Source organism: Pseudomonas migulae, assembly GCF_043225285.1.
GTDB lineage: Bacteria > Pseudomonadota > Gammaproteobacteria > Pseudomonadales > Pseudomonadaceae > Aquipseudomonas > Aquipseudomonas migulae_C.
In genome coordinates, this window is record NZ_CP171224.1 from 2242927 (window position 1) to 2264259 (window position 21333).

General features: G+C 61.1%; 20 protein-coding genes. 10 read left to right on the forward strand and 10 right to left on the reverse strand.

All coding sequences use genetic code 11. The annotated features are described in order from the left end of the window. Positions 1 to 37 precede the first annotated feature (37 nt). Positions 38 to 1333 (forward strand): glycine-betaine demethylase subunit GbcA, encoded by a 1296-nt coding sequence (gbcA, locus tag ACF6ZU_RS10400; protein ID WP_392892109.1) that lies wholly within the window; start codon positions 38 to 40, stop codon positions 1331 to 1333. A 763-nt stretch (positions 1334 to 2096) separates the two neighbouring features. Here gbcA and ACF6ZU_RS10405 read toward each other — a convergent pair. From ACF6ZU_RS10405 to ACF6ZU_RS10440, 8 genes are all read right to left on the reverse strand, one after another. Further along, positions 2097 to 3260 carry a retropepsin-like aspartic protease gene (locus tag ACF6ZU_RS10405; protein ID WP_392892110.1) on the reverse strand — a complete coding sequence of 388 codons (1164 nt, stop codon included), beginning with the start codon at positions 3258 to 3260 and terminating at the stop codon, positions 2097 to 2099. 79 nt (positions 3261 to 3339) lie between these two features. Next, the gene (locus ACF6ZU_RS10410; protein ID WP_392892111.1) at positions 3340 to 3906 is read right to left on the reverse strand and encodes a GNAT family N-acetyltransferase; all 567 of its coding nucleotides are present in this window, start codon (positions 3904 to 3906) and stop codon (positions 3340 to 3342) included. Positions 3907 to 4065: 159 nt separating this feature from the next. Further along, positions 4066 to 4836, reverse strand: coding sequence for an electron transfer flavoprotein subunit beta (locus ACF6ZU_RS10415; protein ID WP_392892113.1), 771 nt, complete (start codon positions 4834 to 4836; stop codon positions 4066 to 4068). Between the two features lie 15 nt (positions 4837 to 4851). Next, positions 4852 to 6072 carry an electron transfer flavoprotein subunit alpha/FixB family protein gene (locus tag ACF6ZU_RS10420; RefSeq protein ID WP_392892115.1) on the reverse strand — a complete coding sequence of 407 codons (1221 nt, stop codon included), beginning with the start codon at positions 6070 to 6072 and terminating at the stop codon, positions 4852 to 4854. Then, a complete protein-coding gene (gene dgcB / locus ACF6ZU_RS10425) occupies positions 6072 to 8021 on the reverse strand; it encodes a dimethylglycine demethylation protein DgcB (protein WP_392892117.1) in 1950 nt (649 codons plus the stop codon). The genes ACF6ZU_RS10420 and dgcB overlap by 1 nt, the downstream gene beginning before the upstream one ends. 155 nt (positions 8022 to 8176) lie before the next feature. Further along, positions 8177 to 10237: a dimethylglycine demethylation protein DgcA gene (gene dgcA / locus ACF6ZU_RS10430; protein WP_392892119.1), complete on the reverse strand. Its 2061-nt coding sequence runs from the start codon at positions 10235 to 10237 to the stop codon at positions 8177 to 8179. A 15-nt stretch (positions 10238 to 10252) separates the two neighbouring features. Then, positions 10253 to 10783 (reverse strand): DUF5943 domain-containing protein, encoded by a 531-nt coding sequence (locus ACF6ZU_RS10435; protein WP_008033249.1) that lies wholly within the window; start codon positions 10781 to 10783, stop codon positions 10253 to 10255. A 78-nt stretch (positions 10784 to 10861) separates the two neighbouring features. Then, complete coding sequence (locus tag ACF6ZU_RS10440; RefSeq protein WP_008033250.1) at positions 10862 to 11839, reverse strand: dipeptidase; 978 nt, start codon at positions 11837 to 11839, stop codon at positions 10862 to 10864. Positions 11840 to 12060: 221 nt separating this feature from the next. Here ACF6ZU_RS10440 and ACF6ZU_RS10445 point away from each other — a divergent pair, with 221 nt between their 5' ends. The 3 genes from ACF6ZU_RS10445 to ACF6ZU_RS10455 all read left to right on the forward strand — a co-directional run bounded on the left by ACF6ZU_RS10445 (position 12061) and on the right by ACF6ZU_RS10455 (position 13343). After that, entirely contained in the window at positions 12061 to 12462 is a 402-nt protein-coding gene (locus ACF6ZU_RS10445; RefSeq protein ID WP_392892122.1) for a lysozyme inhibitor LprI family protein, read from the forward strand. 108 nt (positions 12463 to 12570) lie between these two features. Further along, positions 12571 to 12894 (forward strand): helix-turn-helix domain-containing protein, encoded by a 324-nt coding sequence (locus ACF6ZU_RS10450; RefSeq protein ID WP_392892124.1) that lies wholly within the window; start codon positions 12571 to 12573, stop codon positions 12892 to 12894. A 32-nt stretch (positions 12895 to 12926) separates the two neighbouring features. Next, a complete protein-coding gene (locus tag ACF6ZU_RS10455; protein WP_392892126.1) occupies positions 12927 to 13343 on the forward strand; it encodes a DUF3010 family protein in 417 nt (138 codons plus the stop codon). 110 nt (positions 13344 to 13453) lie between these two features. On the opposite strand, the gene ACF6ZU_RS10460 is transcribed toward ACF6ZU_RS10455, so the two are convergent. Then, positions 13454 to 14401, reverse strand: a complete 948-nt coding sequence (locus tag ACF6ZU_RS10460; protein ID WP_392892128.1) for a GlxA family transcriptional regulator — start codon at positions 14399 to 14401, stop codon at positions 13454 to 13456. A 209-nt stretch (positions 14402 to 14610) separates the two neighbouring features. On the opposite strand from ACF6ZU_RS10460, the gene ACF6ZU_RS10465 reads away from it, so the two are divergent. From ACF6ZU_RS10465 to ACF6ZU_RS10490, 6 genes are all read left to right on the forward strand, one after another. Then, complete coding sequence (locus ACF6ZU_RS10465; protein WP_392892130.1) at positions 14611 to 15555, forward strand: choline ABC transporter substrate-binding protein; 945 nt, start codon at positions 14611 to 14613, stop codon at positions 15553 to 15555. Between the two features lie 73 nt (positions 15556 to 15628). Beyond that, positions 15629 to 16516: a 3-keto-5-aminohexanoate cleavage protein gene (locus ACF6ZU_RS10470; RefSeq protein WP_392892132.1), complete on the forward strand. Its 888-nt coding sequence runs from the start codon at positions 15629 to 15631 to the stop codon at positions 16514 to 16516. A gap of 134 nt (positions 16517 to 16650) precedes the next feature. After that, on the forward strand, positions 16651 to 17616 hold the full coding sequence (locus ACF6ZU_RS10475; protein ID WP_392892133.1) for an L-carnitine dehydrogenase: 966 nt from the start codon (positions 16651 to 16653) through the stop codon (positions 17614 to 17616). Positions 17617 to 17746: 130 nt separating this feature from the next. Further along, a complete protein-coding gene (locus ACF6ZU_RS10480) occupies positions 17747 to 18223 on the forward strand; it encodes a thioesterase family protein (RefSeq protein ID WP_392892135.1) in 477 nt (158 codons plus the stop codon). A 13-nt stretch (positions 18224 to 18236) separates the two neighbouring features. After that, positions 18237 to 19400, forward strand: coding sequence for a gamma-butyrobetaine dioxygenase (locus ACF6ZU_RS10485; RefSeq protein ID WP_392892137.1), 1164 nt, complete (start codon positions 18237 to 18239; stop codon positions 19398 to 19400). A 381-nt stretch (positions 19401 to 19781) separates the two neighbouring features. After that, positions 19782 to 20048 carry a hypothetical protein gene (locus ACF6ZU_RS10490; protein WP_392892139.1) on the forward strand — a complete coding sequence of 89 codons (267 nt, stop codon included), beginning with the start codon at positions 19782 to 19784 and terminating at the stop codon, positions 20046 to 20048. 84 nt (positions 20049 to 20132) lie between these two features. On the opposite strand, the gene ACF6ZU_RS10495 is transcribed toward ACF6ZU_RS10490, so the two are convergent. Further along, the gene (locus ACF6ZU_RS10495) at positions 20133 to 21236 is read right to left on the reverse strand and encodes a GlxA family transcriptional regulator (protein WP_008033265.1); all 1104 of its coding nucleotides are present in this window, start codon (positions 21234 to 21236) and stop codon (positions 20133 to 20135) included. Positions 21237 to 21333 lie beyond the last annotated feature (97 nt).

A 21333-nucleotide genomic window follows, 5' to 3' on the forward strand; every position in this document is an offset into this window, starting at 1 on the left:
TCGCCGGCCACACAGAATGGCCTTGAGGATCACATCGATGGACGTCACCGCAAAAATCAGCCTGGGCGATCCGCTGGAACCCGCACGCAAGGCCACCGCGCAGATGCTGCAAGAGCGCGAACGCACCTACTCGCTGCCGCAGCCGTTTTACTCTGACGAGCGCCTGTTTGATATCGACATGCAGGAAATCTTCCAGAAAGAGTGGTTGATCGCCGGCATGACCTGCGAGATTCCGGCCAAGGGCAACTACCTGACCCTGCAAGTCGGCAAGAACCCGATCATCGTCATTCGCGGCGCCGAAGGCGTGGTGCATGCGTTCCACAACGTCTGCCGCCACCGCGGCTCCCGTCTGTGCACCAGTGAAAAAGGCAAAGTGGCCAAGCTGGTCTGCCACTACCACCAGTGGACGTACGAACTGGACGGTCGCCTGCTGTTCGCCGGCACCGAAATGGGCGCCGACTTCGACATGAAGCAATACGGCCTGAAACCGGTGAACGTGAAGACCGCCGGCGGCTACATCTTCATCAGCCTGTCGGAGAACCCGCCGGCCATTGATGACTTCCTGTCGACACTGAACCATTACATGGAACCGTATGACATGGAGAACACCAAGGTGGCTATCACCACCACCTTGATGGAAAAAGCCAACTGGAAACTGGTGCTGGAAAACAACCGCGAGTGCTACCACTGCAACGCGTCGCACCCGGAACTGCTGAAAACCCTGCTGGAATGGGATGACGTCACCGACCCGCGCGCCGACCAGGCGTTCAAGGACCACGTCGCCGCTTCCGCCGCTGCCTGGGAAGCCGAGAAGATCCCTTACGCCCACGCCAGCTTCGGCCTGCGTAACCGCATCGTGCGCATGCCGCTGCTCAAGGGCACCGTGTCGATGACCATGGACGGCAAACAGGGCTGCGCCAAACTCATGGGCCGCATCAAGAACCCGGACCTGGGCTCGATGCGCATCCTGCACCTGCCGCACTCGTGGAACCACTGCATGGGCGACCACATCATCGTGTTCACCGTGTGGCCGATCAGCGCACAGGAAACCATGGTCACCACCAAGTGGATCGTGCACAAGGACGCGGTTGAAGGCGTGGACTACGACGTGGAGCGCATGCGCCAGGTCTGGGACGCCACCAACGACCAGGACCGTCGCCTGGCCGAAGAGAACCAGCGCGGCATCAACTCCACCGCGTACCAGCCTGGGCCTTACTCCAAGACCTATGAGTTTGGCGTGGTGAACTTTGTGGACTGGTACAGCGAGCGCCTGCTGAACAACCTCGGCGCCGAGCCTGCGCCATACCTCAAAGGCGTTCCGGTTCAAGGCTAAACACAACTCCCTGTAGGAGCGAGCTCGCTCGCGAAAAACTCGAATGCGCCACGGGCCATCTGGTTTTACGCGTTATCGTTCACGTTCATCGCGAGCAAGCTCGCTCCTACAAGGTTCTCCTCCATAGAGCTGTACGAAATATGATCTATTCCGTTCAGCGCTATGCCCTCTGCGGCTCCCAGCCTTCCGCAAACAAGTTATCCACATCTCCACCCACAGCTAATGGGGACAACTGTGGATGCTCTGCAAATTTCCTCCACAGAAACTGAAGAAAATCCGTGACTTATCCAAAAGCACGGTTTCAATCGGTGATTGGTTGTTTTTTAATCAACACCTTGAAAGCCACGTACTACATGGTCTGTAGCGGATGGCAAACACCTTATCCACAGAAGCGCCAACAGACTTTGGGGGCAACTTCAAGCGATCTGTGGAAAACCGCTCAAACCCACGATAAATCGGGGTTCCAGCGATCTTTCCTGCTCAAAAACAGCAGATTGATCATTTTTCAACCAAGCTCCTGAAAACCCCGTTCTATAAGGCCTGTAGCGGACAGCAAACATCTTATCCACAGAAGCGCCAACAGAGATTGGGGGCAAGTATTGGCGAGCCAACACACTTATCCTCAGAAAAAAGCTCGTAAAAACCGCAAGTTAGGCTGATCGTTTTTTGTACGAAGGCTTGCAGGGCTTGTTCCGTATGGCTCGCAGCGATGGGTGAACATGTTATCCACAGAACCGCCAACAGGGATTGTGGGTAACCCCTCTCAAACCCGGTTAAAACAGGAAAGGCCCGAGGCGATATCCAGATTCAACTCATAGTCATTGAATGCTCGCCATCCAAACAAAATCGAAGGCACGTACTGCCCGAGCAGCAGCGACGGCGGGATCGTAAAGCCCGGGTAGTACTTGTAGGCGACCCATCGAACCCGCCCGGAAAGGCTCAACTCACCCTTGAAGATCTGGTGGGGCGGCCTGTCGATGACATGAACGGGTGAAGCGCCAGGCGTAGACGAGGTCAGGTAATCCACATTGCCGGTGTCGATAATCGCCACGGTCGCGCGCCGGTCCAGTCGCGCTGCAAGGGTCAGTCGCTGATTGATGTCGAGGCGTACGAAGTTGACCGGCGAATCACAGCGTGTGGGCGCTGCGGCGTTGATCTCCAGGGTCTTTTTCGTGACATTCAGACGCCCCAGCTTACCGATCAGGTCCAGTCCCAATAAGTTGTCCCGGTCACTGACAAACACCAGGACGTTCCTGAACTCGCTTGTACCGATCGTCAGGGACTCAAGGATTCCCAACTTGGCCGCCAGGTCTCTCTCGCCGTAGAAGGTGCTGTAGCCGTATTCAGAGTCGCTCAGCAGCCTGATGCCCATCCGCTTCGCGGTGTCGCTGTTGACCCGGGTTTGCGGCGCGCCCGTGTCGAGAATGAACCGCTCCGACACGCCGTTGGCCGCTTGGACATCGAGGTACGGCAGCACGTCAGTCGCCACATGGCCTTCATTGGGATAAGGGTGGATCGGCAGCACCTCGCGTTGCTGCGCTCTTGTCAGCGAGAAATCGGCGACCTGGCGCAAGGTCGCGATCGATTCACTGCCGAACATGGAGAACAACGCCTTGAGCTCAGGGTCATTGGCGATGGCCTGAGCGTGGCGGCGCTTGATTGCCAGGTAGTAATCGGGCAGCTGGTTGGCAGCCTTGGCCTCGAACATTCGGGCCAGGACGGTGACTGAACAATCGAGGTGTTTACCCGGCGCCAACACTTGATCGCAGTGTTGCCTCATCTGCGTCAGGGACGCCTGCCGGCCCTGCGCGGAATCGATCCAGTGATAAAAGTCCGGCCCGTCCTTGCGGGGATCAGCGACCACAGCCATTGCGACAAGCATTACGCCACAGATCAGACAGGTCTCACGTCGACTGACCGCGTTCATCTGTAACCCATTCCTGAAAACGAGTTTTAGGAATCAGCGCTGCTGCCGTCTCGGGCCGCTCATCAAGAAATGTAGCTCACTAAGGCCATTGCATCAGGTAGGCATCGCCGGTCACCCGAATCATCGGGTGGGGCGTGATCTGGCAGGTGTCGACGATGCGGAAGCCGTGTCGCTCATAGAATCGGCGAGCGCCGGTGTTCACTGCGTAGTCGATCAGGCTCAGGCCCTTGAGCCCTAACTGGCTGACACGTTCATGAGCGTGGGCGAGGAACTGCTTGCCCAGGCCCTGGTTGCGCCAGCCCTCATGCAGCGCGAGGCTGGAGATGTACAGCGTGTCGGGGATTTCCATGTCTGCGTACGGCGCCAGCACCGGGTCGGTGGTGGGTTCGGCCAGCGGGTCGTGACGCATCACGTAGCTGTGCATCATGCCTATGACCTGGCCTTCTGCTTCGGCGATGAGGCAGTTCTGGTAGGAGAAATCCACGTCGTCACGGGCGTAACGCAGGGCGCCGACGTCCAACAGATCCTGGCCTGGCTCGGCGAGTTGGCTCCAGATGTAATCTGAGGCGCCCTCTGAGGAAATCTGGAACAAACGGGCAATTTCCCGCGCATCACTGCGCAAGGCCGAACGAAATTCAACGGTCATTGTTTCCTCATGAATTCTGGTAACCGACGATCAAAACTGTAGGAGCGAGCTTGCTCGCGAAAAACCTGAGGACACCAAGGTGATTCAGGCATCCCGCGTCATCGTTGACGACCATCGCGAGCAAGCTCGCTCCTACAGGGGATTGGTGCGGAAGCTGAGTTAGCGGACCACGCCTTCTTCGATCAGCAATTTGAGAATCGCCTCGGCACCGGCTTGCGCCGTAACGCCCTTGAGCACCTGCCCACCGCCGCCACTGGCCTTGGCCGTCGCGGCTTTCATGCGGTCCGCGCCGCTCTTGGCCTTGATCACTTTTAGGCGTTTAGGTCGTGGCTTGGCCGGTTGCAACGTGGCCACCGCCAGCAGTTCATCGTCGATCACTTCGACGTCATTGGCCTGCAACACACCCCGCCGCGCCGGGCCGTAAGCACTCTGACGAGGCTTAGGCGCTGCGTTATCCACCGTCGCCAGGAACGGCAGCCGCACTTTCAAACGACGCCGCTGGCCACGGGGCAACGCTTGCAGAACCAGGGCCGAACCGCCGTCGATGGACTCCACCTGTGCCAGCCCGACCACCAGCGGCCAGCCGAGGTTTTCCGCCAGCAGGAACGGCAACATGCCCGAACCTTCGCCGGTTTCCGCCTGGCTGCCGGTCAGCACGACCTGTGCACCGGCATCGCGCAAATAGGCGGTCAACGCCGGCAAGGCGTCGGCGCCTTCCGGCTGTTCCAGCACATGCAGTTGCTCCAGGCCCATGCCGAGATAGGCACGCAGCGCCGGTTCCGCGACGTCGCCGGCATGCAGCACTTGCAGGTTATCCCCAGCCAGTTGCAGCCCAAGTTCCACCGCCCGCGCATCCTGCTCCGCGCGACGTGGCCGGCCGGAGGTCGGGTGGGCGCCGATGGACACCAGGCTGATGATTTTCGTGCTCATAACCCTTTCCTTCCCTTAAGCCGCATCGCGCTTGGCGTCGTTGCGGTAAGCCGCTACCGCATCGATCAAGGCTTGAAGAATCTCGGCGCTCTCGCCGATCACCGACAGGTCGGCCCGTTTGATCATGTCGCAACCTGGGTCGAGGTTGATCGCCACCACCTTGTCGCAAGCACCGATGCCTTGCAGGTGCTGGATCGCCCCGGAAATCCCCACCGCCACGTAGACCCGCGCAGTGACCCAGGTGCCGGACGCGCCGACCTGACGATCACGGGCCATGAAGCCGTCGTCCACCGCCACCCGGGACGCGCCTTCGGTCGCGCCGAGTGCTTCGGCGGTCCTGTGGAAAAGTCCCCAGTCCTTGACCCCGTTGCCGCCGGAGAAGATGAATTCGGCTTCGGCCATCGGAATCGCCGCCGGGTCCACCGCCACCGCGCCCAAATCTTCGATGCGTGACAGGCTGCGCGCGACGCTTGTGGATAACTCCACCGGCAACGCTTCGTGACGGGTTTCGCTGACCGGTTCGGCACATTCGACCGCCGCCAGAATCAGGCGCGCGACCGGACGTGCAAGGTCTTGCAGCCCGGCACCGGCACGGCCGATGCACTCCTGATCCTTGACCTGCCAGACCCGCGTGGCCGGGCGCTCGCCCAGGGCGGCGGCAAAGCGCCGACCGAGTTCGCCGCCACCGCTGCGGCTGTCCGGCAGCAACCAGTGACGCGGACTGAACTGGTTATCCACAGCCCGCAGACCCTGGACTCGTTGTTCCGGTGCATAACCGCTGAATGCTTCGCCCTCCAGCACCAGCAAGCGATCGACGCCCGCGGTGGCGAAGGCATTTTCTTTGTGTTCGCCGAAGACCACGGCCAACACCGCGCCGTCCTTGCCGGCCAACTGGTGAGCCAGCCCCAGCAAGTCCTTGTCGTGGCTGCTCAAGCGGCCGCCGACCATGTCCGGCACCACGCTGATGTAGAACGCTGGCGCAGGCACTTGATGCAGCGGCAATTGCACTTCCACGGCGGCCGAGCGCTTGGTGGCCCCGCCCTGTTGCGCGCCGCTGCGGTCGATTCGCTTGAGGCCGTTGGGGCCGATGAAACCAATTCCGTGCGGGTTCTTGCGGATGACGCCGTTCGGCCCCATCCAGCTGTGTTGCGCCGGTTGCATGGCCGCGTGCAGCGGGTGCAGGCGGTTACGGGCAATCCATTCGGCGCGGGGGTCGCGGCGGATAATGTCGCTCATCAGTGGGCCTCCGCGGGTTCACGTTGGGCCGGCGCGCTCGGCTTGCTCGGGGCTGCGTCTTCGAGCAACGCGTCGGCCACCAGTTCGGCGATGTCCTTGATCAATGGCCGTGGTTCGACCACGCCTTCGAGCATCGCGGTGCACTGCGGGCAACCCACGGCCACCAGTTCGGCGCCGGTTTCGCGAATGTCTTCCATGCGCATGTCGGGAATCCGCTGCTTGCCCGGAATGTCGGTGATCGGCGCACCGCCGCCACCGCCGCAGCAGCGCGAACGGAAACCGGAACGTTGCATCTCTTTCACTTCGATCCCGAGGGCGCGCAACACTTCGCGCGGCGCCTCGTATTCACCGTTGTAGCGGCCGAGGTAGCAAGGGTCGTGATAGGTCACGCTGCTGCCTTTGTGCTGGCCGAGATTGAGCGCGCCGGCACCGATGATTTCCGCCATGTAGGTGCTGTGGTGCTGCACCAGGTAGTTGCCGTCGAAGGCGCCGTATTCGTTTTTCAGCACATGGAAGCTGTGCGGGTCGCAGGTGACGATGCGGTTGAAGCTGTACTTGGCCAGGGTCTGGATGTTGCGCTTGGCCAGCAACTGGAAGGTCGCTTCGTCGCCCAGGCGTCGGGCCACGTCACCGCTGTCGCGCTCTTCGAGACCGAGTACCGCGAAGTCGATTTTCGCCGCTTTCAGCACTTTGACGAACGCGCGCAAGGTGCGCTGGTTGCGCATGTCGAAAGCTCCGTCGCCGACCCAGAACAGAACGTCGGTGGACTTCTTCTCGCTCATCAGATTGAGGTTCAAGTCCGCCGCCCAGTTCATCCGCCCACCCGGTGCGAAACCGCCCGGGTTGTCGGTGGCGATCAGGTTTTCCAGGACCTCGGCGCCCTTGTTCGGGGTCGCGCCTTTTTCCAGGGTCAGATGGCGACGCATGTCGACGATGGCGTCGACGTGCTCGATCATCATCGGGCATTCCTCGACGCAGGCACGGCAGGTGGTGCAGGACCACAGGGTTTCGGCGTCCACCAGACCGTTGACGATCGGTTGATGCGGATTGCCGGCGTGCTCACCAATCGCCTTGCCCGGGTACGGGCTGCCGGCGAACTTGGCATCGGTGCCGCCGGCGAGGCCGACGACCATGTCCTGAATCAGCTTTTTCGGGTTCAGCGGCTGGCCGGCGGCGAAGGCCGGGCACGCGGCTTCGCACTTGCCGCACTGCACGCAGGCGTCAAAACCGAGCAACTGGTTCCAAGTGAAATCCTTAGGTTTTTCCACGCCCAGCGGCGCGGTGGGATCGTTGAGGTCCAGCGGTTTCAAACCGGTGGAACGGCCGCCGCCGAAACGCTCGGCGCGACGGTGCCAGGCCAGATGCAGGGCACCAGCGAAGGCGTGTTTCATCGGCCCGCCCCAGGTCATGCCGAAGAACAATTCCGAGACGCCCCACAGCACGCCGATCCCGAGGATCACCGCCACCAGCCAGCCACCGAAGTTTTCCGGGAGGATGCCCGCCACCGGCAGGGTCACCAGGAAGAACGACGCCGAGAACGCCAGCAGGCTTTTCGGCAGGCGCATCCACGGGCCTTTCGACAGGCGCGAAGGCGGGTTGCGCCGACGCAGGTAAACAAAGATTGCGCCGACGAACATCACCGTCGACATCAGCAACAACGCATAGCCGAGGAAGCGGTTATGCAGGCCGAAGCCGTGCACCAGAATCGCCAGCACCACCGACGCCACCGCACCGCCGGCCGTAGCCACGTGGGTGTTGGCGATGTATTTGTCCCGCGCGACGACGTGGTGCAAATCGACCATGTAGCGCTTGGGCATGGCGAACAGGCCGCCGATCAGGTCGACTTTCGAAGCACGACCTCGGCGCCACATGGCCACCCGCCGCAACGCGCCCAGAACCGCAAGGCCCAGGGCAGCGAACAACAGGATTGGAAGAAGGGTGTTCAACATGGTGAAGCTCCCACCAGTACAACTTGGAGAATCTCAGTCTGCGACGTCTGTGGGAGCGAGCCTGCTCGCGAAAGCGGTGGGTCAGTCGACATCAATGTCGGCAGACAGATTGCATTCGCGAGCAGGCTCGCTCCCACAGGGTTTACTGCAAGCCGTTAGAAATCCTTGCACAGCCGCAGCGCGTCGTAGATCGCCGCGTGCACGTTACGCTGGGCCACGCAGTCGCCGATGCGGAACAGCAGGTAGCCGTCGCCGCTCTGTTCCAGGCATGGCTGCGGCTTGATCGCGAACAAGGCTTCGACGTCGATCTGGCCTTTGTTGCGCGAGCCTTCCTTCAGCGCGTAGTAGATTTCTTCGTCCGGGCGCACGCCGTTTTCCACGACCACCTGGTCGACCACCCGCTCCTCTTTGGCGCCGGTGTATTCGTTTTCCAGCACCGCCACCAGCTTGTCGCCTTCGCGGTAGACCTTCTCCAGCATCATGTCCCCGGTCATGATCACTTCTTTCGGGTACATGCTGCGGTAGTAAGTCGGGAACGACGTACCGCCAATCGCGACGCCCGGCTTGATGTCGTCGGTGACGATCTCGACCTGGCTGCCCTTGTCGGCGAGGAAGTCGGCGGTGGACATGCCGGTGAATTCGCAGATGGTGTCGTAGACCAGCACGTTCTTGCCCGGTGCGACCTTGCCATCGAGCACGTCCCAGCTGCTGACCACCAGGCCTTCGGCCGCGCCCCAGTGTTCGTTCTGCTCCAGGAACGGATGACCGCCAACCGCCAGCACCACCACATCCGGACGCAGGTCCATGATGGTCGGCGCATCCGCCGCGGTGCCCAGGCGCAGGTCGACTTTCAACCGTGCCAGCTCCAGCTGATACCAGCGGGTGATGCCAGCGATCTGGTCACGCTGCGGCGCTTTCGACGCCGTGGTGATCTGCCCGCCGATGAATTCCTTTTTCTCGAACAGGGTCACGTCGTGGCCACGCTCGGCCGCCACGCGGGCGGCTTCCATACCGGCAGGACCGGCACCGACCACCACCACCTTGCGCTTCACGCCGGTGGTTTTTTCGATGATGTGCGGCAGGCCCATGTATTCACGGGAGGTCGCCGCGTTCTGGATGCACAGCACATCCAGGCCTTGGTACTGACGGTCGATGCAGTAGTTCGCGCCGACGCATTGCTTGATCTGGTCGATCTGGCCCATCTTGATCTTGGCGATCAGGTGCGGGTCAGCGATGTGCGCACGGGTCATGCCGACCATGTCGACGTAACCGCCTTCCAGAATACGGGTCGCCTGGTTTGGGTCCTTGATGTTCTGTGCGTGCAGCACCGGAACCTTGACCACTTCCTTGATACCGGCCGCCAGGTGCAGGAACGGCTCCGGCGGGTAGCTCATGTTCGGGATCACGTTGGCCAGGGTGTTGTGGGTGTCGCAACCAGAACCCACGACGCCGATGAAATCGAGCATGCCGGTGTCGTCGTAATACTTGGCGATCTGTTTCATGTCCTCGTGGGACAGGCCATCCGGGTGGAACTCGTCACCGCACAGGCGTATGCCCACGCAGAAATCGTCACCGACCTCGGCGCGCACGGCTTTCAACACTTCCAGGCCGAACTTCATGCGGCCTTCGAAGCTGCCACCCCATTCGTCGGTACGTTTGTTGACCCGCGGGCTCCAGAACTGGTCGATCATGTGCTGGTGCACGGCCGACAGTTCAACGCCGTCCAGGCCACCGGCCTTGGCGCGGCGGGCCGCTTGCGCGTAGTTACCGATCACCCGCCAGATCTCTTCCGGCTCGATGGTTTTGCAGGTGGCGCGGTGCACCGGTTCACGGATGCCGGACGGCGACATCAGCGTCGGCCAGTTGAAACCGTCCCAACGTGAGCGGCGGCCCATGTGGGTAATCTGGATCATGATCTTGGCGCCGTGCTTGTGCATGGCGTCGGCCAGGTTCTGGAAGTGCGGAATGATCCGGTCGGTGGACAGGTTCACCGAGCTCCACCATTCCTGCGGGCTGTCGATCGCCACCACGGACGAACCGCCGCAAATCGCCAGGCCGATCCCGCCCTTGGCTTTCTCTTCGTAATACTTGACGTACCGGTCGGTGGTCATGCCGCCGTCGGTCGCGTAGACCTCAGCGTGCGCGGTGCTGAGCACGCGGTTACGGATGGTCAGTTTGCCGATCTGGATCGGCTGGAACATTGCTTCGAAAGCCATGGCGGGTTCCTCGACTTACAACGGCTTGACGGTGAACAAACCGTCGTCGTGGCCTTCTTCGGAGCCACCGTAAACCTGTTCGGCTACGGTGCGGATCTTGCTGCCGCGGGCCTGCAGGATCTGGTCCATGGCACCGGCAAACCAGCCAGTGAACATGTAGTCGACCTTGCGCCCGACCTTGCCGTACACGTAGACGAAAGCGGAGTGTTCGAGCTTGACGCTGGCGGTGCCTTTGTCGAGGTCGATGTCCTGGATCTTGAACAGGCCCCAGCCGCGTTGCGACAGGCGCTTCATGTAGTGCTCGAACACCGCGACGCCTTCCAGGCCGTGGCATTCGGCTTCTTTTTCACACCAGTGCCAGGCGGATTTGTAGCCGGCCTTGTACAGGATCTCGGCGTAAGCGTCGGCGCCCAGAACCTCTTCGATGCCCATGTGGTTGTTGACGAAGAAGTGACGCGGCACGTACAGCATCGGCAGGGCGTCGGAGGTCCAGACACCGGTTTCGCTGTCGACTTCGATTGGCAATTGCGGGGCGATCTTGGCCATGGAAACTTAACTCCAGAAGAATTTTGGTGATGCCCCCGGCGCGGACGGCCGGGGGGAAAGATTCAGAGGTGCGGTGGCTTATTCGCCCCAGACGTCCTTGAGGACGTTGACCCAGTTCTCGCCCATGATCTTGCGGACCACGCGCTCGGAGTGGCCGCGCTTGAGCAGGGTTTCGGTCAGGTTCGGGAACTCGCCGACGGTGCGGATGCCCAGCGGGTTGATGATCTTGCCGAAGCTGGTCAGGCGGCGGGCGTAGCCCTTGTCATGGGTCAGGTATTCGAAGAAGTCCTGGCCATGGCCCTGGGTGAAGTCGGTGCCGATGCCGATGGCGTCTTCGCCGACGATGTTCATGGTGTATTCGATGGCTTCGGCGTAGTCGTCGATGGTCGAATCGATGCCCTTGGCGAGGAACGGCGCGAACATGGTCACGCCAACGAAACCGCCATGATCAGCGATGAACTTCAGCTCTTCATCGGACTTGTTGCGCGGGTGGATTTTCAGACCCGACGGCAGGCAGTGGGAGTAGCACACCGGTTTCTTCGATTCGAGGATGACTTCTTCCGACGTCTTGGAACCAACGTGGGACAGGTCGCACATGACGCCGACGCGGTTCATCTCGGCGACGATCTCACGACCGAAGCCGGACAGGCCGCCATCGCGCTCGTAGCAGCCGGTGCCCACCAGGTTCTGGGTGTTGTAGCACATCTGCACGATACCGACGCCGAGCTGCTTGAACACCTCGACATAGCCGATCTGGTCTTCAAAGGCGTGGGCATTCTGGAAGCCGAAGAGGATGCCGGTCTTGCCCTGCTCCTTCGCCTTGCGGATGTCAGCGGTGGTGCGCACCGGAATCACCAGGTCGCTGTTCTCGCGAATCAGTTTCTGGCTGGCGGCGATGTTGTTGACGGTGGCCTGGAAGCCCTCCCACACCGACACGGTGCAGTTGGCCGCGGTCAGACCGCCCTTGCGCATGTCTTCAAACAGCTCGCGGTTCCACTTGGCGATAATCAGCCCGTCGATAACGATGCTGTCGGCGTGCAATTCGGCTGGGCTCATCAGGCTGTCCCCTATTAGCGATTCATGCGCCGAATCGTGTGCCGGCGCTTTGGGGCCAGCATATGCCTGAGGGCCTTGGCGACCGGGTGCAAAAACGACAGGGGAATTGCCGAAAGCGTCAATCCGCGACAAAGGGTCGTCGCCGAGCGTCATGGGCCACCTGTTCAAGGGCGTCCGCATGGGCCAGAATTCGCCGCATTACGGAATGTGGGGTGGAACAAATGAAATCGATCTTCCTGGCTTTGGCACTGATCGCGACCGGCGTACAGGCGGCTGAAGAGTCCGACACCAACCCCTGCGATGCGGTCGAAAACGACGTCCAGACCCTGGAATGCTCGGCCTACAGCAAAACCACCGCCGAAGACCTGCTCAAAGACAACTACCAGAGCCTGACCGAGCGCATGCAAACGCTCTACGGCAAGAACCCGACGCAACTGACCGACATCACCGCCAAAATCAAGACCGCCCAGCAACAGTGGCTGAAAACCCGCGACGCGGACTGCGCCGTCGAAGCATTCCCGGCGACCAGCGGCAGCAAGGCCTTCACCATCGCGCAGAACGACTGCGTGGCGCGGATGAGTGATGAGCGTTCGGAGTTTTTGGAGTCGATTGGGCAGGAGTGATGTTGAGGTCGGGCAACATCCCGACTCGCTTTGTTGATTGGCCGCGAGGGAAATATAAGTAAAGATTAGAAGTCTTATAAAAGACTTATATTTCGCGAGCCAAAACTAATGAAAGCGCCTTCCGACGTCCAGCTTATCTATGACGCAGATGGTAATCCTGCCTTTGTGGTCATTCCCTATGCGCAATATATGGCGCAGAACATCGAGCCCGATTTGATTCCCCATGAAGTCGTCAGCCGTATCGTCGATGGGGCAACGCCCATCCGTGCCTGGCGCGAACACTTGAACCTTACACAGGACGAAGTGGCCAAACGTATGGGCATTTCTCAACCGGCTTTTGCCCAACAAGAGACTGTCGCGAAGCCTCGCAAGGCCACTCGTGAGAAAATTGCCGCGGCGTTTGGCATCACGGCCAATCAACTTGAGCTGTAGGCTCCACACAACCATTGGTGAAAGGGATCGAAATGAAAATCTGCGGCATCGAAATCAAAGGCAGTGAAGCGATCATCGCCGTGGCCTCCCTCGACGATCAGGTGTTGAGCCACGTCGCGCTGAACACCAAGAAAATCGCCCTCGACGATGACGACGAGGCCGCCAACGTCAAACTCTTTGCCGCTCAGGTCGCTTCGTTTGTCCGTGAGAATTCCATCGACCGGATCGCGATCAAGAAGCGCAGCAAGAAAGGCGAGTTCGCCGGTGGGCCGACCACGTTCAAGATCGAGGGTGTTTTTCAGTTGCTGGAGAGTTGCGAGGTGACGTTGCTTTCGCCGCAGACGATCAATGCGCAGGCTAAAAAGCACAACTTCGAACTGCCTGGGACGCTGAACAAGTATCAGCATGAGGCTTACAAAGCCGCGTGTTCGGCCCTGATGAAAAAATAACACTACACACCTTTGTAGGAGCCAGCTTGCTGGCGATAGCGGCCTTAAGATCTGCATATATTTTGAGGGCCTCATCGCCAGCAAGCTGGCTCCTACAGAGGGTGAGCTTGTCAGGCCTTTTGGGTTTGGCGCCGATCCTCCCGCGGACACCGCTCAAACCGCGCCCGATAGCTGCGGGTGAAATACGACGGCGATTCAAACCCGCACGCAATACTCACTTCCAGCACACTCATGTCCGTCTGCCGCAACAACTGCCGCGCCTTCTCCAGCCTTAGCCGCAGGTAGAAATTGCTCGGTGTGTCGTTCAAATGCAGCCTGAACAACCGCTCCAGCTGTCGCCGCGTCACCTTGATCGATTCCGCCAGTTCCAGTGTGCTCAGCGGCGGTTCGCTGTGTTGTTCCATCTCGCCGATCACGTGCACGAGTTTCTTGTTGCTGATGCCGTAGCGCGTGGCGACTTCCATGCGCTGGTGGTCTTTGCGCGGGCGGATGCGGCCGAGCACGAATTGTTCGCTGACCTGGATCGCCAGCTCCGGACCGTGGGCCTGGGCGATGAGGTCGAGCATCAGGTCGATGGACGCGGTGCCGCCGGCGGAGGTGATGCGGCGGCGGTCGATTTCGAACAGTTCCTGGGTGACGCTGAGCTGTGGATAAGATTCCTTGAAGGCGTCGATGGCTTCCCAGTGCAGGGTCAGGCGATGGCCGTCGAGCAGGCCGGCTTCGGCGAGGACGAAACTGCCGGTGTCGATGGCGCCGAGGGTCACGCCTTCGTTATCGAGGCGGCGCAGCCAGTGTTCCAGCGCCGGGGTGGCGAATTTCAGCGGCTCGAACCCGGCGACCACCAATAACGTCGCGCCTTTCTTCAGCGGCTCCAGCGCCGCGTCGGCGTTGACCGACATGCCATTGCTGGCCAGCACCGCCCCGCCATCCGCACTCAGCACGTGCCAGCGATACAACTCGCCGCGAAAGCGATTGGCGACCCGCAACGGCTCGATGGCCGAGATAAAACCGATGGCCGAGAAACCCGGCATCAACATGAAGTAGAAATCCTGGGACATGGAGCGCACTCGATTCGCGGGTAACGAGAGGGAGGGGAGCGTGTGATGTTGATACGCCACTTGCGAGCGGCATTCAAGAGCACAGGTCGCTGCAGTGCAAGAGCTGGTCGCCGCAGTGCGCTTTCACCGGGCCTTAGCTGCGTAACTTGGCATCACCGGCGCACAAAGACGACCGGACCCACAATAACGAACTGCCGAGGAAACCTGAGATGAAACGACTGATCAGCAGCTGTGTTCTTGCACTCAGCGGTACCGCTTTCCTGAGCGCCAGTGTCATGGCCGCCGAACCCGCATCGTGCCAGAACGTACGCATGGGCGTCGTGAACTGGACCGACGTGATCGCTACCAGCGCCATGACCCAGGTCTTGCTCGACGGCCTCGGCTACAACACCAAACAAACCAGCGCCTCCCAGCAAATCATCTTCGCCGGGATCCGCGACCAGCGCCTGGACCTGTTCCTGGGCTACTGGAACCCGCTGATGACCCAGACCATCACGCCGTTCGTCGACGCCAACCAGGTCAAGGTCCTTGAAGCGCCGAGCCTGAAAGATGCCCGCGCCACCCTCGCCGTGCCGACCTACCTCTACGACAAGGGCCTGAAAACCTTCGCCGACATCGCCAAGTTCGAAAAAGAGTTGGGCGGCAAGATCTACGGCATCGAGCCAGGCTCGGGCGCCAATACCCAGATCAAGGCGATGATCACCAAGAACCAGTTCGGCCTCGGCAAGTTCCAGCTGGTCGAATCCAGCGAAGCCGGCATGCTCGCGGCGGTGGATCGCGCGGTGCGCCGCAAGGAAGCCGTGGTGTTCTTCGGCTGGGCGCCGCACCCGATGAACGTCAACGTGCAAATGACTTACCTGACCGGCAGTGAAGACGCCCTCGGCCCGAACGAAGGCATGGCCACGGTCTGGACCGTCACCGCTCCGACCTACGCCCAGCAGTGCCCGAACATCGGCAAGCTGTTGAGCAACCTGACCTTCACCGCCGAAGACGAGAGCCGGATGATGCAGCCGCTGCTGGATCACAAGGACGCGTTCGAATCGGCCAAGCAATGGCTGAAAGATCACCCGCAAGACAAGCAACGCTGGCTCGAAGGCGTCACCACCTTCGACGGCAAACCGGCGGCCGAGAATCTGAAGCTCACCAGCAAATAACCCAAACCGAACCACCGATTCGCAGCCCGACCGGGCTGCGAACGGCACCACCACGCCTGCAAGGAACCATCAAATGAACCACGACGTCATCATCACCTGCGCACTCACCGGTGCTGGCGACACGACCGCCAAGAGCCCACATGTGCCGGTCACCCCGAAACAAATCGCCGCTGCCGCCGTGGAAGCCGCCAAGGCCGGCGCCACCGTGGTCCACTGCCACGTGCGCAACCCGGAAACCGGCAAGTTCAGCCGTGACGTGGCGCTGTACCGCGAGGTAATGGAGCGCATCCGCGAGGCCGACGTCGACATCATCGTCAACCTCACCGCCGGCATGGGCGGCGACCTGGAAATCGGTGCCGGCGAGAACCCGATGGAGTTCGGCCCGAACACTGACCTGGTCGGCCCGCTGACCCGTCTGGCCCACGTCGAAGAACTGCTGCCGGAAATCTGCACCCTCGATTGCGGCACCCTGAACTTCGGCGACGGCGACACCATTTACGTGTCCACCCCGGCGCAACTGCGGGCTGGCGCCAAACGCATTCAAGAGCTGGGCGTAAAGGCCGAGCTGGAAATTTTCGACACCGGTCATCTGTGGTTCGCCAAGCAGATGATCAAGGAAGGCCTGCTCGACGACCCGCTGTTCCAGCTGTGCCTGGGCATCCCATGGGGCGCGCCGGCTGACACCACCACCATGAAAGCCATGGTCGACAACCTGCCGGCCAATGCGGTCTGGGCCGGGTTCGGCATCGGTCGCATGCAGATGCCGATGGCGGCGCAAGCGGTGCTGCTGGGCGGCAACGTGCGGGTTGGCCTGGAAGACAACATCTGGCTGGACAAGGGCGTGCTGGCGACCAACGGCCAACTGGTGGAACGCGCCTCGGAAATCCTCAGCCGCCTCGGCGCGCGGGTTCTGACGCCGGCGGAAGGCCGGGCAAAAATGGGCCTGACCAAACGCGTCTAACCACCACACCGTCCCCCCTGTAGGAGCGAGCTTGCTCGCGAAAAAGGTACAGCCGACGCCACTCAGCGCCTGGAATACCATCGCAAGCAAGCTCGCTCCTACAGGGGATCACCGAATTTCTTTAGGAAGTTGCCATGACCTTCATCACCAACATCAAAACCTTCGCCGCCCTCGGCAGCGGTGTCATCGGCAGCGGCTGGGTGTCCCGCGCCCTAGCCCACGGCCTCGACGTGGTGGCCTGGGACCCGGCGCCCGGTGCTGAAGCCGCCCTGCGCAAACGCGTCGCCAATGCCTGGGGCGCGCTGGAGAAACAAGGCCTGGCACCCGGCGCGTCGCAGGATCGCCTGCGCTTTGTCGCGACCATCGAAGAGTGTGTTCGCGACGCCGATTTCATCCAGGAAAGCGCCCCGGAACGCCTCGACCTGAAACTGGAACTGCACAGCAAAATCAGCGCCGCGGCCAAGCCGAATGCCTTGATCGGTTCCAGCACCTCGGGCCTGTTGCCCAGCGAGTTCTACGAGAGCTCGACTCACCCGGAACGCTGCGTCGTCGGCCACCCGTTCAACCCGGTTTACCTGCTGCCACTGGTGGAAGTGGTCGGCGGTAAAAACACTGCGCCGGAAGCGATTCAAGCGGCGATCAAAGTCTACGAATCCTTGGGAATGCGCCCACTGCACGTGCGCAAGGAAGTGCCAGGCTTCATCGCCGACCGTTTGCTCGAAGCCCTGTGGCGCGAGGCGCTGCACCTGGTGAACGACGGCGTGGCGACCACCGGCGAAATCGACGATGCGATCCGTTTTGGCGCCGGTCTGCGCTGGTCGTTCATGGGCACCTTCCTGACCTACACCCTGGCGGGTGGCGATGCCGGCATGCGGCACTTCATGGCGCAGTTCGGTCCGGCGCTGCAATTGCCATGGACCTACCTGCCGGCACCGGAACTAACCGACAAGCTGATCGATGACGTGGTGGATGGCACCAGTGATCAGTTGGGCAAACACAGCATTTCGGCGCTGGAGCGCTATCGTGATGATTGCCTGCTGGCGGTGCTGGAGGCGGTGAAAACCACCAAAGAGAAGCACGGGATGGCGTTCGCCGAGTAACACCCGCCGCCCATTGTAGGAGCCGGCTTGCTGGCGATAGGATCAACGCGGTCTCACTGGAACACCGCGTTGCCTGCATCGCCAGCAAGCCGGCTCCTACAAAGGTTCTCGTTATTTCAGGACTGACGACATGCCCGCACTGACCACTTACCAAACCCGAATCATCCCCGACTGGGTCGACTACAACGGCCACCTGCGCGACGCCTTCTACCTGCTGATTTTCAGCTACGCCACCGACGCGCTGATGGACCGCCTGGGCATGGACAGCAACAACCGCGAAGCCAGCGGCAACTCGCTGTTCACCCTCGAATTGCACCTCAACTACCTGCACGAAGTGAAGCTCGACACCGACGTTGAAGTGCACACCCAGATCATTGCCCACGACAGCAAACGCCTGCACCTCTATCACAGCCTGCACCTGGTCGGCGGCGACAAGGAACTGGCCGGCAACGAGCAAATGTTGCTCCACGTCGACCTCGCCGGGCCGCGTTCCGCACCGTTCAGCGAAGAAACCCTGGTCAAGCTGCAAGCCATCGTCGCCGAACAGACCGACCTGCCCACCCCGGAATACATTGGCCGAGTGATCGCGTTACCGACAAAAAAATAACAAGGAGATCGCCATGAACACCGCCGCAGCATTTGCCGACTTTCGTACTTATCCGTTGATCAGCGCGCTGAGTGGCGTGCAGGCGCTGGCGGATCGCGTTCTGGTGACATGGGCCGACCAGCGGGTCAGCCCCTTCCATCATCAATGGCTGCGGGACAACTGCCCGTGCGCGCAATGTGTCTACACGGTGACCCGCGAACAAGTGCTGGAAATCGTCGATGTGGCCGAGGACCTGACGGCGACACAGACCCGTGTCGATACCGAAGGCTGCCTGTGCGTGGATTGGCAGGATGGCCACCGGAGCCGCTTTGATCCGGGCTGGTTGCGCGCCCACGCCTATGACGACGAATCCCGCGCCGAACGCCAGGCCGGCAAGCCGAAAGCGAGCCTTTGGCGCAGTGATTTACAGCTGCCAGTGTTCGACTATCAGGCGTTGATGAATGACAACGATGCCTTGCTGCAGTGGCTGTTGGCGGTGCGTGATACTGGCCTGACGCAGGTGCGCGGCGTGCCCACGGAACCGGGCTCGCTGAAGCTGATCGCCCAGCGAATTTCCTTCATCCGCGAGAGCAATTTCGGCGTGCTGTTCAACGTGCAATCCAAGGCCGATGCCGACAGCAATGCCTACACCGCTTTCAACCTGCCATTGCACAGCGACCTGCCCACCCGGGAGCTGCAACCGGGGCTGCAATTCCTGCATTGCCTGGTCAATGACGCCGACGGTGGCGAGAGCATTTTCGTCGACGGTTTTGCCATCGCCCAGGCGTTGCGTGAGGAAGATCCGGAGTCGTTCAAGGCCCTGTGTGAAATCCCCGTGGAGTTCCGCAACAAGGACCGCCACAGCGACTACCGCTGCCTCGCGCCCATCATCGCGCTGGATGCACTGGGGCAGGTGTCGGAGATTCGCATGGCGAACTTTCTGCGCGGGCCGTTTGATGCGTCGGTGGAGGAAATGCCCCGGTTGTATCGGGCCTATCGGCGCTTTATCGCGATGACTCGCGAGGCGCGGTTCAGGCTGATGCAACGGCTCAATCCCGGGGAGCTGTGGTGCTTCGATAACCGGCGCACGCTGCATGCGCGCAATGCGTTTGACCCGGCCAGCGGCGCCCGGCATTTCCAGGGATGTTATGTCGATCGGGATGAGTTGCTGTCGCGGATTCTCGTGCTGCAGCGCTAGACCGCGTTATCGTTCATCGCGAGCAGGCTCGCTCCTACAGTTGATTTGTGCACGACGCAAAACCACTGTGGGAGCGAGCCTGCTCGCGATGGCGCCCGCCCGGACACCACAAAAACCAGGCTTCTCAGGCAAAAAAAAGCCCCGATCAAGCCGTGACAGGATCGAGGCAGAGGTGGGTACTGTTGAGGAGCCGTCGCGCGAGGGTGACCAAACCTTCGTGAAGCCAGCTGAATCCAGTGTGCCTACTCGCTCACACAGCAAGTTAGCCGAAAACGACCTGTTCATAGGTATTGCGGCCATTGCGACAAATCGTCCTTGCCGCCACTCCACACCCCTACGAGAATCGAACCACGACACCGTTCCCTGAAGAAGGATTGCGTCATGATGTACGCCGATTTGATTGACCAGGAAGACCTGTTGGGCCAGCTGAAATCGTTGGGTTTTCAAGTGCCGAGCGGCTCCACCGCCGAGCAGGCTTGCGAGTGTGCGGTGCGGGGTTTGAACAACGAACGAGCCATAGTGCTGCGCACCATGGTCAAGCAGATGTACACCAGTAGCGCGACGATCCTGCCGGCCGTACGCCAGGCCATCGACAAGCAGTTGCTGCCTGCATTAGCGGAATACCAACAGAGCCACGTCGCCCGTTAAATCGCTATCGCGAGCAGGCTCGCTCCCACAGGTTGTTTGCCATCCTGTGGGAGCGAGCCTGCTCGCGAATGAAGGCGCCTCGGTCTAGAGCCGGACGCTGGCGAAAGTCGACTCGTTGCGCGCCTGACTCAACGCCGACAACGGCCCGGACAACGGCGACAGCACCAACGCTTGCGGCAGCGGCATCATCGCCACCTGCTGCGTGGTATTGGAGCCTACGCGCTCGTCACGCGGCGGAATGCCGAAGTATTCGCGGTAGCACTTGGAGAAGTGCGGCGTGGACACGAAGCCACACACCGACGCCACTTCGATGATCGACATCGGCGTTTGCTTGAGCAACTGCCGGGCGCGGATCAGGCGCAGCTTCAGGTAGTAACGCGACGGCGAGCAGTGCAGGTATTTCTGGAACAGCCGCTCGAGCTGGCGACGGGACACGGCGACGTACACCGCCAGTTCGTCGAGGTCGATCGGCTCTTCGAGGTTGGCTTCCATCAGCGCGACGATTTCCTGCAACTTCGGCTGGTTGGTGCCGAGCATGTGCTTGAGCGGTACGCGCTGGTGATCCTGTTCGTTGCGGATACGCTCGTAGACGAACATCTCCGAAATCGCGGCGGACAGTTCACGCCCGTGATCGCGGCTGATCAGGTGCAGCATCATGTCCAGCGGCGCGGTGCCGCCGGAGCTGGTGAAACGGTTACGGTCGAGGGTGAACAGGCGGGTGCTCATCGCCACGCGCGGGAAGGCTTCCTGCATCGAAGCCAGGCATTCCCAGTGCACGCTGCAATCGAAGCCGTCCAGCAGGCCGGCGCACGCCAGGGCCCAACTGCCGGTGCAGACCGCACCCAGGCGCTTGGATTGACGCGCCTGGCTTTGCAGCCATGAAACGTGTTCGCGAGTGACGGTGCGCTGAATACCGATACCGCCGCAGACAATGATGGTGTCCATGGACGGGGCTTTGTGCATCGAGGCGTCGGGGGTGATTTGCAGACCGTCACTGGCCCAGACCTGACCGCCATCGACGGTGAGCGTGGTCCAGCGATACAGCTCGCGACCGGACAATTGGTTGGCCATACGCAGGGGTTCTACGGCGGAGGCCAGAGAAATCAGCGTGAAATTGTCCAGCAGCAGAAAGCCGATGGATTGAGGCGCACGGTTCTGGGGTTGAGCCCCGGAGTTGAACGTCGTCATCGCGGTATCTCCTCACACAAAGCGGGTGATGGCCTCAGGCGGAGGCTCTTGTTATTGCCATCGTTCTCGCGTGGGAGACGGGCTTTGTAATGACAGA